Origin of the sequence: Streptomyces sp. CB02959 (assembly GCF_002803155.1) — a bacterium.
Taxonomy (GTDB): Bacteria; Actinomycetota; Actinomycetes; order Streptomycetales; family Streptomycetaceae; genus Streptomyces.
The window spans coordinates 163,578-179,501 of the sequence record NZ_NNBP01000003.1; the positions used below are offsets into that span (position 1 = coordinate 163,578).

At 74.0% G+C, this 15,924-nt stretch carries 13 protein-coding genes; 10 read left to right on the forward strand and 3 right to left on the reverse strand.

Annotated features, from left to right (window positions below):
* Positions 1-35 precede the first annotated feature (35 nt).
* The 7 genes from blsG (at position 36) to CG747_RS06520 (ending at position 8,439) form a co-directional block, all read left to right on the forward strand.
* The gene (gene blsG, locus CG747_RS06490; protein WP_100600656.1) at positions 36-1,289 is read left to right on the forward strand and encodes an arginine 2,3-aminomutase; all 1,254 of its coding nucleotides are present in this window, start codon (positions 36-38) and stop codon (positions 1,287-1,289) included.
* Positions 1,286-2,467 carry a DegT/DnrJ/EryC1/StrS family aminotransferase gene (locus CG747_RS06495; RefSeq protein ID WP_100600657.1) on the forward strand — a complete coding sequence of 394 codons (1,182 nt, stop codon included), beginning with the start codon at positions 1,286-1,288 and terminating at the stop codon, positions 2,465-2,467. The genes blsG and CG747_RS06495 overlap by 4 nt, the downstream gene beginning before the upstream one ends.
* Positions 2,464-3,831, forward strand: coding sequence for an ATP-dependent carboxylate-amine ligase (locus CG747_RS06500; RefSeq protein WP_180985416.1), 1,368 nt, complete (start codon positions 2,464-2,466; stop codon positions 3,829-3,831). Before CG747_RS06495 ends, CG747_RS06500 begins: the two co-directional genes overlap by 4 nt.
* The gene (locus tag CG747_RS06505; protein ID WP_257980252.1) at positions 3,749-4,936 is read left to right on the forward strand and encodes an MFS transporter; all 1,188 of its coding nucleotides are present in this window, start codon (positions 3,749-3,751) and stop codon (positions 4,934-4,936) included. The genes CG747_RS06500 and CG747_RS06505 overlap by 83 nt, the downstream gene beginning before the upstream one ends.
* Before the next feature lie 273 nt (positions 4,937-5,209).
* Complete coding sequence (locus tag CG747_RS06510; RefSeq protein ID WP_100600658.1) at positions 5,210-7,096, forward strand: hypothetical protein; 1,887 nt, start codon at positions 5,210-5,212, stop codon at positions 7,094-7,096.
* Between the two features lie 120 nt (positions 7,097-7,216).
* Positions 7,217-7,846 carry a class I SAM-dependent methyltransferase gene (locus tag CG747_RS06515; RefSeq protein WP_100600659.1) on the forward strand — a complete coding sequence of 210 codons (630 nt, stop codon included), beginning with the start codon at positions 7,217-7,219 and terminating at the stop codon, positions 7,844-7,846.
* Positions 7,847-7,893: 47 nt separating this feature from the next.
* Complete coding sequence (locus tag CG747_RS06520) at positions 7,894-8,439, forward strand: nucleoside 2-deoxyribosyltransferase (RefSeq protein ID WP_100600660.1); 546 nt, start codon at positions 7,894-7,896, stop codon at positions 8,437-8,439.
* Positions 8,440-8,501: 62 nt separating this feature from the next.
* Here CG747_RS06520 and CG747_RS06525 read toward each other — a convergent pair whose 3' ends face one another.
* Entirely contained in the window at positions 8,502-10,034 is a 1,533-nt protein-coding gene (locus CG747_RS06525) for an alpha/beta hydrolase (RefSeq protein WP_100600661.1), read from the reverse strand.
* A 249-nt stretch (positions 10,035-10,283) separates the two neighbouring features.
* Between CG747_RS06525 and CG747_RS06530 the strand changes: the two genes are divergently transcribed.
* A complete protein-coding gene (locus CG747_RS06530) occupies positions 10,284-10,679 on the forward strand; it encodes a hypothetical protein (protein WP_100600662.1) in 396 nt (131 codons plus the stop codon).
* A gap of 122 nt (positions 10,680-10,801) precedes the next feature.
* Here CG747_RS06530 and CG747_RS06535 read toward each other — a convergent pair whose 3' ends face one another.
* On the reverse strand, positions 10,802-11,143 hold the full coding sequence (locus CG747_RS06535) for a hypothetical protein (RefSeq protein ID WP_100600663.1): 342 nt from the start codon (positions 11,141-11,143) through the stop codon (positions 10,802-10,804).
* A 336-nt stretch (positions 11,144-11,479) separates the two neighbouring features.
* Between CG747_RS06535 and CG747_RS06540 the strand changes: the two genes are divergently transcribed.
* Positions 11,480-12,721 carry a hypothetical protein gene (locus tag CG747_RS06540; RefSeq protein WP_374701745.1) on the forward strand — a complete coding sequence of 414 codons (1,242 nt, stop codon included), beginning with the start codon at positions 11,480-11,482 and terminating at the stop codon, positions 12,719-12,721.
* Positions 12,718-13,281 (forward strand): hypothetical protein, encoded by a 564-nt coding sequence (locus CG747_RS06545; protein WP_100600665.1) that lies wholly within the window; start codon positions 12,718-12,720, stop codon positions 13,279-13,281. Before CG747_RS06540 ends, CG747_RS06545 begins: the two co-directional genes overlap by 4 nt.
* A gap of 44 nt (positions 13,282-13,325) precedes the next feature.
* Here the strand turns inward: CG747_RS06545 and CG747_RS06550 are convergent, their stop codons facing one another.
* Positions 13,326-15,764: a tetratricopeptide repeat protein gene (locus CG747_RS06550; protein ID WP_257980253.1), complete on the reverse strand. Its 2,439-nt coding sequence runs from the start codon at positions 15,762-15,764 to the stop codon at positions 13,326-13,328.
* Positions 15,765-15,924 lie beyond the last annotated feature (160 nt).

Genomic DNA, 15,924 nt, shown 5'->3' on the forward strand with positions numbered 1-15,924 from the left:
GACCCACCCCGCTCCGCTGCCGACCAGGAGTCGCCATGTCCCGCACCGCCGGCGAAACCCGCACCACCGCCCGCCCGCCGGAGCCCCCCGGCCCGCCCACCCCCGACGAAGGCGCCGCATCCACCCCTGACGAGGGCGCCGCGTCCGCCCGTGGCGACGGCGCCGCCCCCGCCCGACCCGACATCCCCGACGCGCAGTGGAACGACTGGCGTTGGCACATGCGCAAGCGCATCACCAACGTCGAGAAGGCCCGGGACTGGCTCACCCTCACCCCCGGCGAGGAGAAGGCCATCGCGGAGTCGGCCGGGAAGTACCGGTGGAGCGTCACCCCGTACTACGCGTCCCTGATGGACCCGCTCGACCCCGCCTGCCCCATCCGGCAGCAGGGCGTGCCCGCACTCGGCGAACTGGCCGAGTACTCCGGCGCCGAGGTCGACCCGGTCGGCGACATGTTCTACCGGAAGACCAACCGCGTGGTGCACAAGTACCCGGACCGGGTGATCATGCTGATCACGGAGAGCTGCCCGGTCTACTGCCGGCACTGCACCCGCAAGTTCCACACCACCGACGTCTCCGGCACCTACTTCCGCGACAACGAGGGCGAGTCCTACGAAGAGGACCTGCGCTACATCGCCGACCACCCGGAGATCCGCGACGTCCTGCTGACCGGCGGCGACCCGCTCTCCTACCAGGACGGCAAGCTGGAGCAGATCGTCTCCGGGCTGCGGGCGATCCCCAGCGTGGAGATCATCCGGATCGGCAGCCGCTTCCCGGTGCTGCTGCCGCAGCGGATCACCGACGGGCTCTGCGAAATGCTCGCCCGGTACCACCCGGTGTGGCTGAACACCCACTTCAACCACCCCAAGGAGATCACCCCCGAGGCCGCCGCCGCGGTCGACCGGCTGCTGCGGCACGGCATCCCGGTCGGCAACCAGACCGTGCTGCTGCGCGGCGTCAACGACGACGTGCCCACCATGCGCACGCTGATGACCGAGCTGCTGCGCATCCGGGTCCGGCCCTACTACCTCTACCACTGCGACAACGTCACCGGCGTCTCGCACTTCATGACCTCCATCGAGAAGGGCTGGGAGATCATGGAGGGCCTCCAGGGACACATCACCGGCTTCGGGGTGCCGCAGTACGTCCTCACCACGAAGATCGGCAAGATCCCCCTCGCCCAGCCGTACTTCACCCCCACCGAAGGCGGGCTGCGGCTGCGCAACTACCGGGGCCAGGAGATGGTCGTGGACGCGTCCGTGCACCCGATCACGGAGGCCGAACTGCGATGAGCCTCGACAAGCGGCTGGGGCAGCGCTTCCTGCCCTACGGAGCCAACTACCTCGACTGGTCCGACATGGCCGAGCTGGAGGAGGCCATCGGCCACGGCGTGCTGTTCCGCTACCAGACCGAGAACGAGTCCCTCGCCTCCCGACTGGAGCGCCGGGTCGCCGAACGCCTCGGCGCGGCCCACGTGCTGGCAGTCCACAACTGTACCGAGGCGCTGCGCCTGGCCCTGGTCTCCACCCGCCCGCGCACCGGCGACCTGGTCCACATCCCGGCCGCCACCTTCGTCGCGGTCGCCGGGGCGGTGCTCGCGAGCGGGCTGGTCCCGGTCCTCGTCGACGTCGACGAGTCGCTCTCCCTCGACACCACGCTGCTGCCGCCGGACGCACAACGGGTCGTCGTCGCCCACATGGAGGGCACCGCGGCGACGCTCCCGGAGGGCGTGCCGTACGTCATCGAGGACAGCGCGCAGGCGCTCGGCGCGCGCTTCCCCGACGGGCGGCACACCGGCACCCGCGGCTACGCCGGCACCTTCAGCTTCCACCACAACAAGGTGCTCACCTCCGGCGAGGGCGGACTGGTCACCACCAACGACCCGGCCGCCTGGCACACCATGCGCTGCTACCACGACCACGGCTCGGCCCGGGTCCCCGGCCGCTATCCCACCTGGAACGCGGACGCCTACTACGGCGAGAACTTCGTCACCAGCGAGGGCGTCGCGGCCATCCAGTACCAGCAGTTCCGGCACCTGGACGAACTGCTGGCCGGGCTGGAGCGGCAGCACGCCATGGCGATGGCGGAGCTGCCGGCCCGCCGGGACCTGGAGGTGCTGCCGCGGGCCGAGGGCGACGTCAAGATCAGCCTGCGGTTCCGCTGGGAGAGCCAGGAGCTGCGGGACGCCGCGGTGGCCGCGCTCACCGCCAAGGGCATCGCCAACTGGACGCTCGGGAAGTACCTGCTGCCCGAGCACCCGGTCCTGACCGGCCGGCGCTCGCTCTACGCCGACGGCTTCCCGTGGAACCTCGTACCGGAGGGGCAGCCGCTGACGCTGAGCCGGGACGGCTTCGCCCGGACCCGCGACCTGCTCGGACGCACCCTGTGCGTCCCGCTGTCCCCGGAACTCCCGGAGGCCGAACAGGCCCACGCCGTGCAAGCGGTACGCGAAGTCCTGGAGTCGGTATGAGCGGCCGACGGCGCCCGGTGCTGCTGATGGCGGACGACCGGGCCACCTCCTTCACCCGGTACGCGGCCCGGGCGCTCCCCGAGGACCTGGTGCTGCTGCGGTTCGCCGAGGCCCGCCGGGACCTGTCCGACGACTACCTCCGCGCGACCGCGCACCTGCCGGCGTTCTGGGTGCGGGAGGGCGTGCCCCTGGCGGAGGAGGCGCGCCGGTACGCGGAGTGGACCCGCGGGCTGCCCCACGCACCGGACCGGTTCTGCAATCCGTCCGAGCCGCGCCAGGCGGTCGCCCAGCGGTTCGCCGCACTGGCCGGACTGCCGCATCTGACCGAGCGCCAGGTGCGCTGGGTGCGCGACAAGGGCGCCATGAAGGACCGCTTCCGCGACCTGGGGCTGCGCACCGCCCGGTACGCCCGGGTCGCCTCCCCCGAAGAGGTCGCGGACTTCGCCGCCCGGTGCGGCTGGCCGGTCGTCCTCAAGCCCGCGGACTCCTTCGCCTGCGTCGACACCTACCGGCTGACCGGCCCCGCCGACCTTGCGGGGCACTCCGGTCCCGCCTTCGGCGCCCGGGACCGGCTGGTCGAGGAGTACCTGGGCGGCACCGAGTGGGAGGTCTGCGCCCTGCTGCACGGCGGGGAGGTGCTGGACGTCTGGCCCAGCGCGATGCCCTGCCGTCCGCTGGACATCGTCGACGGCGCGATGAACGCCAACATCAGCGTGGCCACCGACGAGGTGCCCCGGATCGCCGCCACCCCGGACGCCTCCCGCGCCGCGCTGCACGCCCTGGTCCAGCGGATCGCCACCGGCATGGAACTCGACCACGGCTACGTCCACATGGAGTTCTTCGTCATCGACGGGGAGGTCTACGCGGGCGAGATCGGCCTGCGGATCGCCGGCTGCGAGATCACCGCCAACCACGGGCACGCCTACGGCTTCGACGTCTTCGGCGCCACCCTGGACGTGTATCTGGGCCGCCGCCCGGAGCTGCGCTACGGCACGCGGCGCTGCGCGGGCGACCTGCTGCTGCCGCTGCCCGGGTCCGGGACGGTCCGCACGCTCACCGCACGGGAGGAGCTGCTGCGCATCCCCGGGGTGCTCGACGCCGTTCTCAAGGTGGGTGCCGGCGACCCGGTGGCGGCCCGGCGCGCCTCGCACAACGCATCCGGCCACGTCCATGTGTCAGGAGCAACGATCCGTGAAGTGGAAGACCGCATGCGCCAGGTTCTCGACGCCTTCACGATCGAGGTCGTCCCGCGGGTTCCGCGCCCTGCTGACCCGCCGCCAGGTGGCGGGACCGGCCTGGTGGAGCGTGGTCGCCCGGCTGCCCGTCTATCTGATGTCCCTGGCCATGGTCCTGCTGGTCCGTGAACAGGGCGGCAGCTACGCCCAGTCCGGGACGGTCGCGGCGGCCTACACCGTCTGCATGGCGGTGGGCAGCCCGCTGATCGCCCGCCGCGCCGACCGGGCCGGTCCGCGGGCCGTGCTGATCGGCACCGGCCTGGTCCACCCGTCCGCGCTCGCCGTCCTCGTCTGGGCGACCGAGCCGGGCGGCTGGGCGCAGCCCGCGATGGCGGGACTGGCCGGACTGGCACTGCCGCCGGCCAACTCCGTGATGCGGTCGCTGTGGGCGCGGCTGCCGCTGGCGGACGACGAGCGCCAGCTGGCGTACCTCTGGGAGGCGCTGCTCACCGAGGTCCTCGTGATCGGGGCACCGCTGCTGCTCGCCGGGCTGATGCTGGCGGGCACCGCGGGGCTCGCGTTGACCGCGGCCGCGGTGACCGGTGGCGCGGGCGCGCTGGGCCTTGCCTTCACCCGGGCCGCGGCGGGCGGCGTCCGACCGGCCCCGGCCGACGCGGACGACGCGCCGGCACCCGGTGTCCTGGGCCCCCTGCGGAACCCGGCGCTGCTGGCGCTCACCGCGATCATGGCGACCTGCGCGGTGCCGATCGGTCTGATGACGCTGGCCATCCCGGCCTTCGTGGACGCACACGGGGCACGCGCCGGCACCGGCCTGGTGTACGCCTGCTGGGGCGTGGGCAGTGCGCTCGGCGCGCTGTGCCTGGGACGGGCGCAGTCCGAGGTCGCGGTGCACCGGCGGTTCCCGCGCCAGGTGCTCGGCTACGCCCTGGGCACCGCACTGCCCCTGCTGGCCACCTCCGAGGGCACCCTGGCGGTCGCGCTGGCGCTGGGCAGCGCCCCCATCGCACTGGTTTCGGCGAGCGAGATGACGCTGGTCGGCGCGGTCGCCGAGGAGCGGCTGCTGACCGAGGCGTTCACCTGGGCGTCGCTGGCGACGGTGACCGGGGACGCGCTGGGCCAGCAGATGGGCGGGCTGCTGATGGCGCCGCTGGGACCGCACGGGGTCTTCGGGGCCGCGTTCGCGGTGGCGCTGGCGGGCGCCGCGCTGGCGTTCGCCTGCCGGGGACTGCTGGCCCGCGGCACCCGGCCGGTCCCGGCGGAGGCGGTGGCGTGAACGGCGCGCCCTCCACGGACACCCCGTTTCACGTGAAACAACCGCACCGGCCTCGGTTTCACGTGGAACAACCGCACACACCGCCGTTCCGCGTGAAGCAACCGACCGCACCACGGTTTCACGTGACACCGCCCAACTGCCCCTGGTTTCACGTGAAACGGTGCGCCCGGCCACCGCCGCCCGGCGCCCCCGTCCGACCCTCCCGCCCATCCCCCCGCTCCGCCCCGCAAGAACCCGCCACCCCCATCCGCGCACGAACACGAGGTGTCCCCCATGAAGCCTGCCGCCACCGAAGAGCGGCACCACGGCCCCCGGCCGGACGACGCCCTCTTCCGTCCGGTGAGTACCGACGAACTTCCCGGTGCGGTACGGGAGTTCCTGGCCGACCCGGCCCGTGCGGGGCTGCCGGTACCGGTCGAGGGCCGCCCCGACCTGGCGGAGAGCGCCCGTCTCGCCGACCGCCTCTACACCGCCGCCCGCGTCCCCCGTCCGTTGGACACCGGCATCGTGCTGGGCGCGAAGGAACTCCTCGACGGCACCGCGGAACTGGCCCGCCCGCTCGCCCGGACCTGGCTGAGCGAGGACGAACTGACCGGTGACGCCGCCGGGTTCGCCCGCCGCCACCCGGGCACGCTGCTGCTCGTCGGCACCTACGACCGGCTCACCCTCGATCCGGTACGCGCCCTGCTGCTGGCCACCTACCGGGGCCGGGAGCGGGCGCTCACCCTGCTCAGCGGGCGGGACGGGGCGTCCGTCGCCTGGAACACCGCCAAGCAGTACGCGGTGCCGGCCGAGGAGGTCGACGCGCTCGGGCTGTTCACCGACACCGACCGGCCCCCGCACCTGCCCGGCGTCCGGGTCTTCGACGACCGGGACTTCGAACGGACCGACATCCAGGCGGAGATCCTCGACACCCGCTGGCGCCGGGTGGTCTTCCAGGGCCACGGCAAGGACGACAGCGTCAACCTCGGCGAGTTCACCATCTGCGGCCGGAACGCCGCGGTGCCCGCCCAGCGCGGGCTGCTCGGCCCCCGCTGCGCCTACGGTCTGCCGTGCTACAAGCCCGAGGACAAGCTCGTCCCGCTGCACCGGGTGCCCGCCGTCGAGGTGGTGCTCAGCGCCTGCAACAGCGGCCCGCTCGCCGACCTCGCGCTCTACGACCCCAAGTACCAGCTGCTGCTCAACGCCCTGGACGGCCCGGCCCGCACCGTCGTCCCGGCCGTCTCGGTCCACGACTCCGACCGCCCGGAGAACGTCGCCTGGATGCGCGCCGCGGTCAGCGGCGCCGACTCGGTGGACGCCCTCAACGCCAGCCTGGCCGGCTCCCACCCCTACCCGGCGTTCATGCGCCACGGCCTGCCCACCGACCCGGACCGCACGCCGTCCCCGCCCGGCCCCGCGGACCACCGACCGGACCCGCTGGTCCTCACCACCGGCCACCGGCTCACCGCCCTGCTCTCCTCCGGGTTGCTGTCGCCCCGGAGCCCGCTGCGGCCCCGCCTGACCAAGCTCGCCCGCAAGGTGGACCTGTGGGCGGCCCGCCCCACCCACCTCGCCGACCAGTCCCCGGCCGAGATCCGCAGCTCGCTCGCCGCGGACCTGCAATCCCTCGACCACGTCATCGCCGAGCAGGTCGCGAAGAACCCCGAGCACGAGATCATGAACTACCCGGCGCACTTCGGGGACCGCAGCACCCTCGACCCGGACGTCCGCGAGGCCCGCTGCCACTGCGGGCGCCCCGCCCAGGAGTTCACCCGGCGCGGCCTGCTGCCGTACGTGCTGGACACCGTCTGCACGGTCTGCATGCGGTGCGGCGACGTGACCTTCCGGGTGCCGGACGCCCCCGGGTTGCTCGCGTACGCCGCCGACGAGGTCGAACAGGGCGGCGTCCTGGAGGTCCGGGCCGCGCTCACCGCTCCGCGGCCCGGCCCGGTCCGGCTGGGCCTGTTCGTCCCCGGCTACCTGCGCGAGGACACCGTGGTCGAGCCGGCCGCCACCAAGGTCCGGGTCCCCGAAGGGGAGTCCACGGACGTCCGCTTCCGGATCCGCTGCGCCCCCGGCACCGCCCCGCAGGCGTACTACTTCACCGTCTTCGCCGTCCAGGACCTCGCCGTCTCGACGGCCCGCCGCCACTTCGGGGTGGTCCCGCCGCGTGAGTGACCCCATCCGGCACCACCCGATCCCCACCCGCCACGAGCCCCGCACTCCCCGCACCGGACCGGACGCACCGCCGCACACCCACGCGGCACACCACCACCGCACGGACGAAGGAGCCCTGCCATGGAGACCCCCACCACGGAGCAGACCAAGCCGGCGATCGAACTGATCGAGACCGACGGCGAGGTGACCCTGAGCATCGGCGGCGAACAGGCCATGCAGGCCTGGGAGCGCGACCTGATGTGGGCCAGCGCCGACCTGCTGTGCCGGCACGGCCACGACTTCTACGAGGTCGGGCTGGGCCTCGGCCTGTCGGCGCTGCGCATCGCGGAGAACCCGGCCACCCGCAGCCACACCGTCCTCGAACTCTTCGACGAGGTGGAGGAGTTGTTCCGGGCCCGGCACCCCGAACTCCCCGGCAATCTCGCCATCGAGCGCGGCGACTTCTTCCAGCGGGTCTTCGAGCTGCCCTCGGAGAGCATCGACGGGATGTTCTTCGACCCGGCGCTCGACATGGAGGTCTGGAAGGACGCGGACCTGTGGGCCCGGACCATGCCCGAGGTGGTCCGGATCCTGCGCCCCGGCGGCGTCTTCATCCCGTTCTTCAGCACCAAGCCGGAACTCCGCTGGCAGTACCTCCCGCACTTCCGCACCATCCGCGTGCACCGCCACGAGTACACCGCGTACGACACCACCGAGTACACCTACGGCACCAGCGGCGACGCCTACATCCAGTGCTTCCAGAAGGACTGAGCCACCGGACCCACCGCCTTCGACCCGTCCGACCCAGAGGTGTCCGCATGACCACACCCGCCACACCCACCGCGTCCACCGCGTCCACCGCCTCCCTGGCCCGCGACCTCGGCGTCCGCTCGCTCTTCCTGGCCGGGCCCTTCCTCCAGCTGCTCGACCCGGCCACCGGCGAGATGCCGGAGGCCAGCCGCTCGTCCTTCTCCCTGCTCATCAAGCACTTCGAGGGCCACGGTCTGGACGTCCACAACGCGCACCGCCGGGAGGCGTGGGGCGCGGAGTTGATGCAGCCCGAGGAGTGCACCCGGATCGACCAGGAGGAGATCCGCAAGGCCGACGTCTTCGTGGCCCTGCCCGGTTCGCCGGCCTCCCCCGGCACCCATATCGAGATCGGCTGGGCCAGCGCCTTCGGCAAACCGATCGTGCTGCTCCTGGAGCGCGAGCAGTACTACACCTTCCTGGTCCGGGGCCTGCACACGGTGGCCGCCGTGGAGCACGTCCCCTACACCGACCTCGCGAACGCGCTGCCGGCGATCGACGCCGCCGTCCGGCGGGCCGTGGCCCGGGCCCGCGAGGGCGCCCCGCCGGTCGCCTGACGGCACACCGCGGGGCCCGCCCCGCACGCGGCCGGGCCGCCCGGAGGCGGCCCGGCCCCGGCTCACCCCGCGCAGTACACGTCCTGCCGCGGCCGCTCGCCGTCCCGCAGGAACGCGGTGACCGTCCGGTCCCCGCACGCGTTCCCGTGCGCCAGGTACACACCGTGTCCGCCGCGGTCGACGGTCACCATCCGGGCCCGCTCACCGAGCGCCGCCCGCATCTTCTCCGCCCCGAAGTACGGCGTCGCGGGGTCCCGGAGGTTCTGCACCATCAGTACGTTGGCGGGTCCCCGGTCGGTGATCCGGACCGGTTCGTCGGCCGGCCGGTCCTGCCAGAACGCGCAGGGCGTGATGTTCACCGGCATCCCGGCGGTGAGCGGGTGCCGCACCCGGTCGCGCGCCACCGCCCGCCGGTAGCCGTCCGGATCCCGCGGCCACGCCACGTCGTTGCAGATGGTCCCGACCGTCACGGCGGCATCGGTGTCGGGCATCGGCCCGGCCACGTCGGTCGGCAACTGCGGGGTGGCGGCGGGGTCCTGGGCCGCTTTGATCAGCGCGGCCAGGCCGGCCAAGGCCGTCTGGTCGCCGTAGAGCGCGCTCTGCATCACCTGCCGCAGCCGGTCGCCGGTCAACGGCGCCCCCGGCACGTTCGACGGCTTCGGCCGCCGGTCCAGCTCCGCCGCGAGCGCGAGGAACAACGGCCGTACGTCGGCGGCCCGTCGGGCCAGCCGCAGCCCGTCCGCGGCCCGCGCCGGGTCCGCCGCCCAGGCGGCGAAGTCGGGGAACCGGTCGTCCGCCGCCTGCGCCATGTTGGCCAGCCAGCCCCGCTCCACCCGCTTCGGATCCGGATCGCCGCTGCTGTCCAGTACCCACCGGTCGGTCCGCTCCGGATGGGTCTGCGCGTACACCGCCGCCACGTACGTCCCGTACGACACGCTCCAGGCGGACAGCTTCTCCGCGCCCAGCGCGCGGCGCAGCCGCTCGATGTCCCGCACCTCGTTGGCCGTGCTCATGCTGCGCACCAGCGCGCCCCCGTTGCGCGCGCACGCCTCTGCGACCCGCCGGGACCGGGTGACGTTCTCCGCGATCCCGCCGTCCGCCGCCGGCCAGGACCGCAGCGTGACCAGCTCCCGGTCCGCGGCGTCCAGTCCGCAGCCGGCCTTCGTACTGCCGCCCACCCCGCGCGGATCGAAGCCGACCAGGTCGTACGCACCGGCCAGCTGCCGCTGGAGCGCCACGCCCTTCTGCGTCAGCCGGGCGACCCCGGAGCCGCCCGGTCCGCCCGGGAGCACCAGCAGCGTGCCGCGCCGCGCCGCCGGCCGGTCGCTGCGCACCCGGGTCACCGCCAGCGTGATCTGCGGTCCCGCCGGGTCGCGGTAGTCCAGCGGCACCGGCAGTTCGGCGCACTCCTGCCCGGCCGGCCCGCCGGTGCGCTCGCAGGCCCGCCAGGCGAGCCGGGGCGCCGCGGCACCGTCGCGGCCCTCGTCCACCGCCCGTGCGCCCGGCGCCGCGACGCTCACCGTCGCCGCGGCCATCACTCCCGACAGTCCCAGCAGCAGCACCCGCCGGGCCTTGAGTCCCCTGTAACTCGTCATGTTCTCAGGCTCGTTGAGGCGGCCGGGCGGTCCCATCCGGCGGACCGCCCACTCGTGGTGGGGTTTTCCCCCGCCTCCGCGCTCCGCGCCGCGTCCGCGGGGGCCCGATCGGACCATTGGGCCACCCGGCTGAATATGGCCCGCGAGGGTTTGGCTCCCTGCGGGTTCTCAAGGCCACCGGTGGACAACCGCAGCACGATACGTCTGGGTCAGCCGGCCGATCGGACAAGGAGCGTCGTGAAAAGACTAGTGCAGGCGGGAACCGTCGCCGGGGCATGCGGTCTGGTGTTGTTCGGCACCGGAACCGCGCAGGCGCAGACCACTCCGGACGGTTCACTGCTCTCCACGGTGGCGGGTGCCGACGTCGGCACCATCACCAGCATGATTTCCGGCGTGACGTGCGACAACCGCCTCGCCGATTTCAATTACCAGTCCCCGGCCAACCGGTCACCGCACCCGTGCGTCAACGGCCCGGTCCGCAGCGGCAACAGCAAGAACAGCAACAATTACCTCAACCGCGGCAACCCGGTGAACAGCGGAAACATCGAGACCGCCGGCGGCTCCACGAACAGCCTCAACACCGCCACGGGTTCGGAGAGCGGCAGCCGGAACGACGTGTCCCGGATCCTCAAGATCCTCCGCTGAGCCGCCTCCGGTCCTGGTCCGGAACGTATCCGAAAATTCCGAAGGCCCCGGTCTCCCCGGGGCCTTCGGAATTTTGGTGCCCGTCTGGAAATCCGCCTGGAAATCCCATCTGCGGATCCCGCCTAGAGATGCAGACTGCCGCCCGCTCCGTGTTGCTGCATCTGGTTGGAGCTGCCCGCCGTGCTGCCGTTGGCGGTGGATCCCGAATTGTTGGATCCGCTGCTGCTCGTCGGGCTTCCGCTGCTGCTGGGGTTCCCGGTGATCCGGACGTTCTGCGCGTTCCTGGTGTTACCGCTGTTGACCGCGCCGTTGATGCAGAAGCGGGTCCGGCCCTCGCACCGGAAGGTGGCGATGAACTTGTTGACGGTGTCCCCGCTCGCCTCGAACGGCCCGTCCCCGTACCCCCACGCCATGGCCGGCGACGCCCCGCTGCCCACCAGGAGCAGGCCGAAAAGACCTGTCATCACCCATTTCATGCGACGTGCTCTCTTCACAGTGCGATCCTGCCCTCACGGTTGGCGGCCCCCCGCTGTCTTGCTACCGGCAGTCCGCACCTCGGCCAAGCCGGCGTATCGGCCGGTCTCCCGCGTTCACCCTGAACGACCACCGGATTCACCATGACGGCCCTCCCGGCCCGCATGACGGGAGACGCACGGCGGCCGTCCGGGGCGTGGCGAACGGGCCCGGGGCCGGGCCGCAAGGTCGCTGCAAGGCCCTGTAAGGGCGCTGCAAGGAAAGCGAAGGGGGTGCCGGGCACCTCCCCCTCGGACTGTCCTCAACCGACATTCATGGGGGAAGAGTTGTCTGCGACATCGACGGTCTCGGCACTGATCCAACGAGGTCAGTGGTCGACCGTGCAGGACTGCAAACGGGTACTGGTGGTGGTGCACACCCTGGCGTACGCCCAACGCCTGGCGGAGGTGTTCGGCCTGCTGGAGGCCGACCTGCGGGTGCAGGTCGTCTTCACCGCCGCGCCGCACGCCTTCGGCGACGGGGTGTCCGCGTACCTCCGGGGGCTGGGCATCGCGACGGTGCCCTGGGAACAGGCGATCCGCACCGAGTTCGACCTGGCGCTGGCCGCCGGGTCCCGGGGCGTGCACGAGGTGCGGGCGCCGATCGTGCGGCTGTCGCACGGCGCCGGCCACATCAAACTGCTGCGGGACGCCTCGGCACTGGCGCCCGGAGAACCACGGCCGCCGGGGATGATGAGCCGGCAGCACCTGATGCGGGAGGGCCGGCTGGTGCCGGCCGCCGTGGTCTACTCCCACGACCGGGACCTCGCCGAGCTGGCGCGCTCCTGTCCCGAGGCGCTCCCGGTGGCGCACGTCGCGGGGGACCCGTGCCACGACCGGATCGCCGCCGGAATGCCCCGGCGCGAGCGGTACCGCACGGCACTGGGCATCGCACCGGCCCAGGGGTTCGTGGTGGTCACCTCGACCTGGGGCCCGACGTCCACCTTCGGCCGGCTCGACGCGCTGCTGCCGCAGCTGCTGCACCAGCTTCCCGAACCCGACTACCGGGCGGCGCTGCTGGTGCACCCCAACGTCTATGCGGGGCACGGGGGTTGGCAGGTCCGCAGCTGGCTCGGCGCGTGCCGACGGCGCGGCATCGCGGTGGTACCGCCCGAGGCGGACTGGCAGGCCCCGCTGATCGCGGCGGACTGGGTGATCGGCGATCACGGGTCGCTGACCGCGTACGCCGCGCTGACCGACGCCACGGTGCTGCTCACCGCCGGTCCGCGCCGCGAGATCTCGGCGCACTCGCCGTTGGCGGCGCTGGCCGCCACGGCACCGGTCCTCTCCCCGTCCCACCCCCTGGCCGAGCAGCTGCGGTACGCGGCGGAGCAGCGCCGCCCGGACCAGTACGCGCAGGCCGCGGGCCGGCTGTCGTCGGCGCCCGGTCAGTTCCACCGGCGGATGCGGACGCTCCTCTACCGGCTGCTGGAGCTGGGCGAACCGGCCTGCGCCCCGGTGGTGCCACCGGTCCCGCTCCCGCCGCCGCTGGAGGAGTGGACGGACCCCGGCCTGGGAGCCGCCCGATGACCGGGGCGGCCGGTCCGCTGCCGCCCGCCGCCTGGTCGACGGTCCGCTTCGGGGCCGGAGCCGGTGCGGCGGCCGGGGTCCCGGTGCTGGTCGGCTGGCGCTCCGCGGACGGCGCGGGCCGGGCGTGCGCCCGGCTGCTGGTGTGCCGGGCGGTACCGGGGCGCGGCCCCGTCCGCCCGGCCGCCGGCGGCGTACCGGACGTCCATCTGTGGGCCGACCCCGACGGCGGGCCGGACGGCCGCTGGGCGGAGTTCGCCGACGTGCTCGTGGCGCGGACCGCGCTGCCTCCCGGGGCGGCCCGGAGGCGCGCGGCCGCACTGCTGGCGCGGCATCCGGGCAGCCTGGTCGCGGTGGTCCCGCACACCGCGGCGGGCTGCGCCGTCGCGGTGCGCGGCGCACCCGTGGCGTGGTTCGGGGGTCCGGGCGGCCCGCCGTCCCGGCCACCGGTACCGCCCTGCCTGGTCGGCTCGGTCCTGCACGCCTGGCTGGTCGCGGGCGGCCCCCCGGGGGCGGTGCGCGCCGTCCTGCCCGGTACGCCGGCGCGGGCGGCGCTCCGGTAGCCGGGGTGCGGCGCGGCGCCCGGCGGGGCGGGCTGCGGTGCCGTTCACAGGTGCCGCAGCCGGTCCGCCAACCGCTCGGTGTCCGACGCGCTCACCGGCGCGTAGAGGTCCCGGGCGGCGGTGTAGCAGCGGGCGGCCTCGGCCCGGTCGCCGCGCTCCTGGGCGGCCTGGCCGAGCCACTCCAGTGAGCGGCCCTGCCAGTGCTGCGAGCGGGCGCCGGCTTCCCGGAAGGCGGCCAGGGCCGCCCGCAGCCGGGCGGTGCCCGCGTCGTGGTCCCCGGCGCGGACCAGGGCGCGGCCCAGGAGCGCGAGGGCGCGGGCGGCCTCGTAGTGCTCCTCTTCCGCCGTCAGTTCGGTGTGCGCCCGCCGCAGGTGGCCGACGGCCGTTCCCGGGTCGTCGGCCGCCAGGGCGGTCTCGGCGAGGCGGATCCGGGAGAGCGCCGCGCCCCTGCGGTAGCCGACGGACTCCCGTAGTCGCAGGGCCTGTTCGAAGTGGTCCCGGGCCTGGGGGAGGCGGCCGGTGCGCAGGGCGAGGTGGCCGAGTCCGTTGAGTGCCTGGGCCTGCTGGCGGAGGTCGCCGTGGGCGGTGGCGTTGTCCAGGGCCAGGGCGTACCACCGGGTCGCCTCCTCGTGGTGCCCGGCGTCCCGCAGGCCGATGGCCCCGGAGGTCAGCATGCGGTCCTCGGCCTCCCGATGGCCGTCGCTGCGGGCCGCGGCCAGTCCGAGGCGGTGCGCCTCGATCCACGACTCGGTCGGGCGCAGCCGCAGGAAGAGGGGCCAGAGGGCGTCCACCAGCATCCAGCACCGGGCGTGCCGGCCCGTCCGGGCGCAGTGGCGCACCGCGCCCATCAGCGCCGACCGGTGGGTGTCCAGCCAGTCCAGGGCTCCGGCGGGGCCGTCGAGCGGCGCGGGGACGGTGTCCGGGAGGGCGAGGTCGCCGGCCACCGGGCGGTGGCCGGGCGTCAGCAGCCGTTCGGCGGTCCGGGCGGTGGCCAGGCACCAGTCGACGAAGCGGTCGAGGAGCGCCGCGCGCCGTGCGGCGGGCTCCTCGTCCTCGCCGCGGCGCCGGGCGTGCGCGCGTACGAGGTCGTGGCAGCGGTACGTGCCGGGCCCGGTCTCCTCGATGAGGTGGGCCTCCACCAGCGCGCTCAGCGCGGCGTCGGTCCGCCCCTCGCGATCGGCCCGGACGGCGCCGAGCAGGTGGAGGTCGTAGCGGTCGGCGGGCAGCAGCCCCAGGGTCCGGTACAGCGCGGCCGCGTCACCGGGGAGCGCGCGGTACGCGGTGTCCAGGGCGGTGCGCACCACCGAGTCGCCGTCCAGTTGCAGGGCGTCGAGCGGCCCCTGGTCCGCGGCGAGGCTGTCGGCCAGGGCGGAGACCGACCGGTGCGGGCGGATGGCCAGTTGGGCGGCGGCCAGGCAGACCGCGAGCGGAAGGCAGGCACAGAGCGCGACCACCTCGCGGGCGGCGTCCGGGGCCTGCTCGACGCGGGCGCCGCCCCCGCCCGCCGCGAGGAGTTCCACCGCCGATTCCGTGCTGAGTGCGGTCAGCCGGTGGACCGCGGCGCCGTCGACGACCAGGCCCGTGAGGTGGTTCCGGCTGGTCACCACGGTGAGGCTGCCCGGTGTCCCGACGAGCAGGGGCCGGACCTGCGCGGCCGTGAAGGCGTTGTCGAGCATGACCGCGAGCCGGCGCCCGGCGGTCACCGAGCGCCAGAGGGCGACCCGCTGGGAGGTTTCCGCCGGCACCGAGGACACCCCGAGCGCCTGGAGGAACGCCTCCAGCACGGCCGCCGCCGGCACCGGGCCGCCGTGCGGTGCGGGCGGCCCGCCGGCGCTCTCGGCCTCGCCGGTGCCGTGGCCGCCGAGATCGGCGTACAGCTGGCCGTCGGGAAAGTCGTCCGCGTGTCCGTGCAGCCACCGGGCGACCAGGGTGGTCTTCCCCACTCCCGCGAAACCGCTCACGACCAATAAGGAGCGGGCCCCGGCGCACCGGCCGGAGCGGAGCCGGTCCAGCACCCGCAGGTCGCCGTCCCGGCCCACCAACCGGTCGCGGACGGGCGGGAGTTGCCGGGGGCGCGGAACGGCGGGTGCGGCCTGCTGATGGATGTGGATGCCGCCCTGGATGTCGCGGGCCTGCACGCTCTGCCCCTGGATGTACGCGGTGCCGTCGATGGTGTTGGTATGGCGCGGAGCGGGGCGCGCCGGTCCGCCGGGAGGGGGCGCGTGGCGCCGTGTCCACGCGTCCAGCATCCGGCCGGCGGCCGGCTCGCTTCGCGCGAACTCGGTGAGGAAGAAGGCGAGTCGGCGCAGTGCCGCGGGGGTGCGGTCGGCCGCCGCCCAGGCGCGGGCCACGTCGGGGTCGGTCTCGGCGGCCGCGCGGGCGATGCGGGCGAATTCCCGCCAGGCGTCGGATTCCGCCGGTGCGCCGCAGCCGACCATGGCCGATAGCAGCTCTTCCAGGGCGTCCGATTCCGGAGTTGGCACGTCCGTAACCTCCCCCTCGCGATTCACTAAGTTGTCACGGGCATATGCAAGCCCCATACTGCCGCGCCAGACGGCAGTTGGCATATCTCCCCAGCTTTCGCAGCCCCTGAACAAAGCCGTTCATCGTGAAGTCAGATTTGGACTTCAACCAATCGCATAT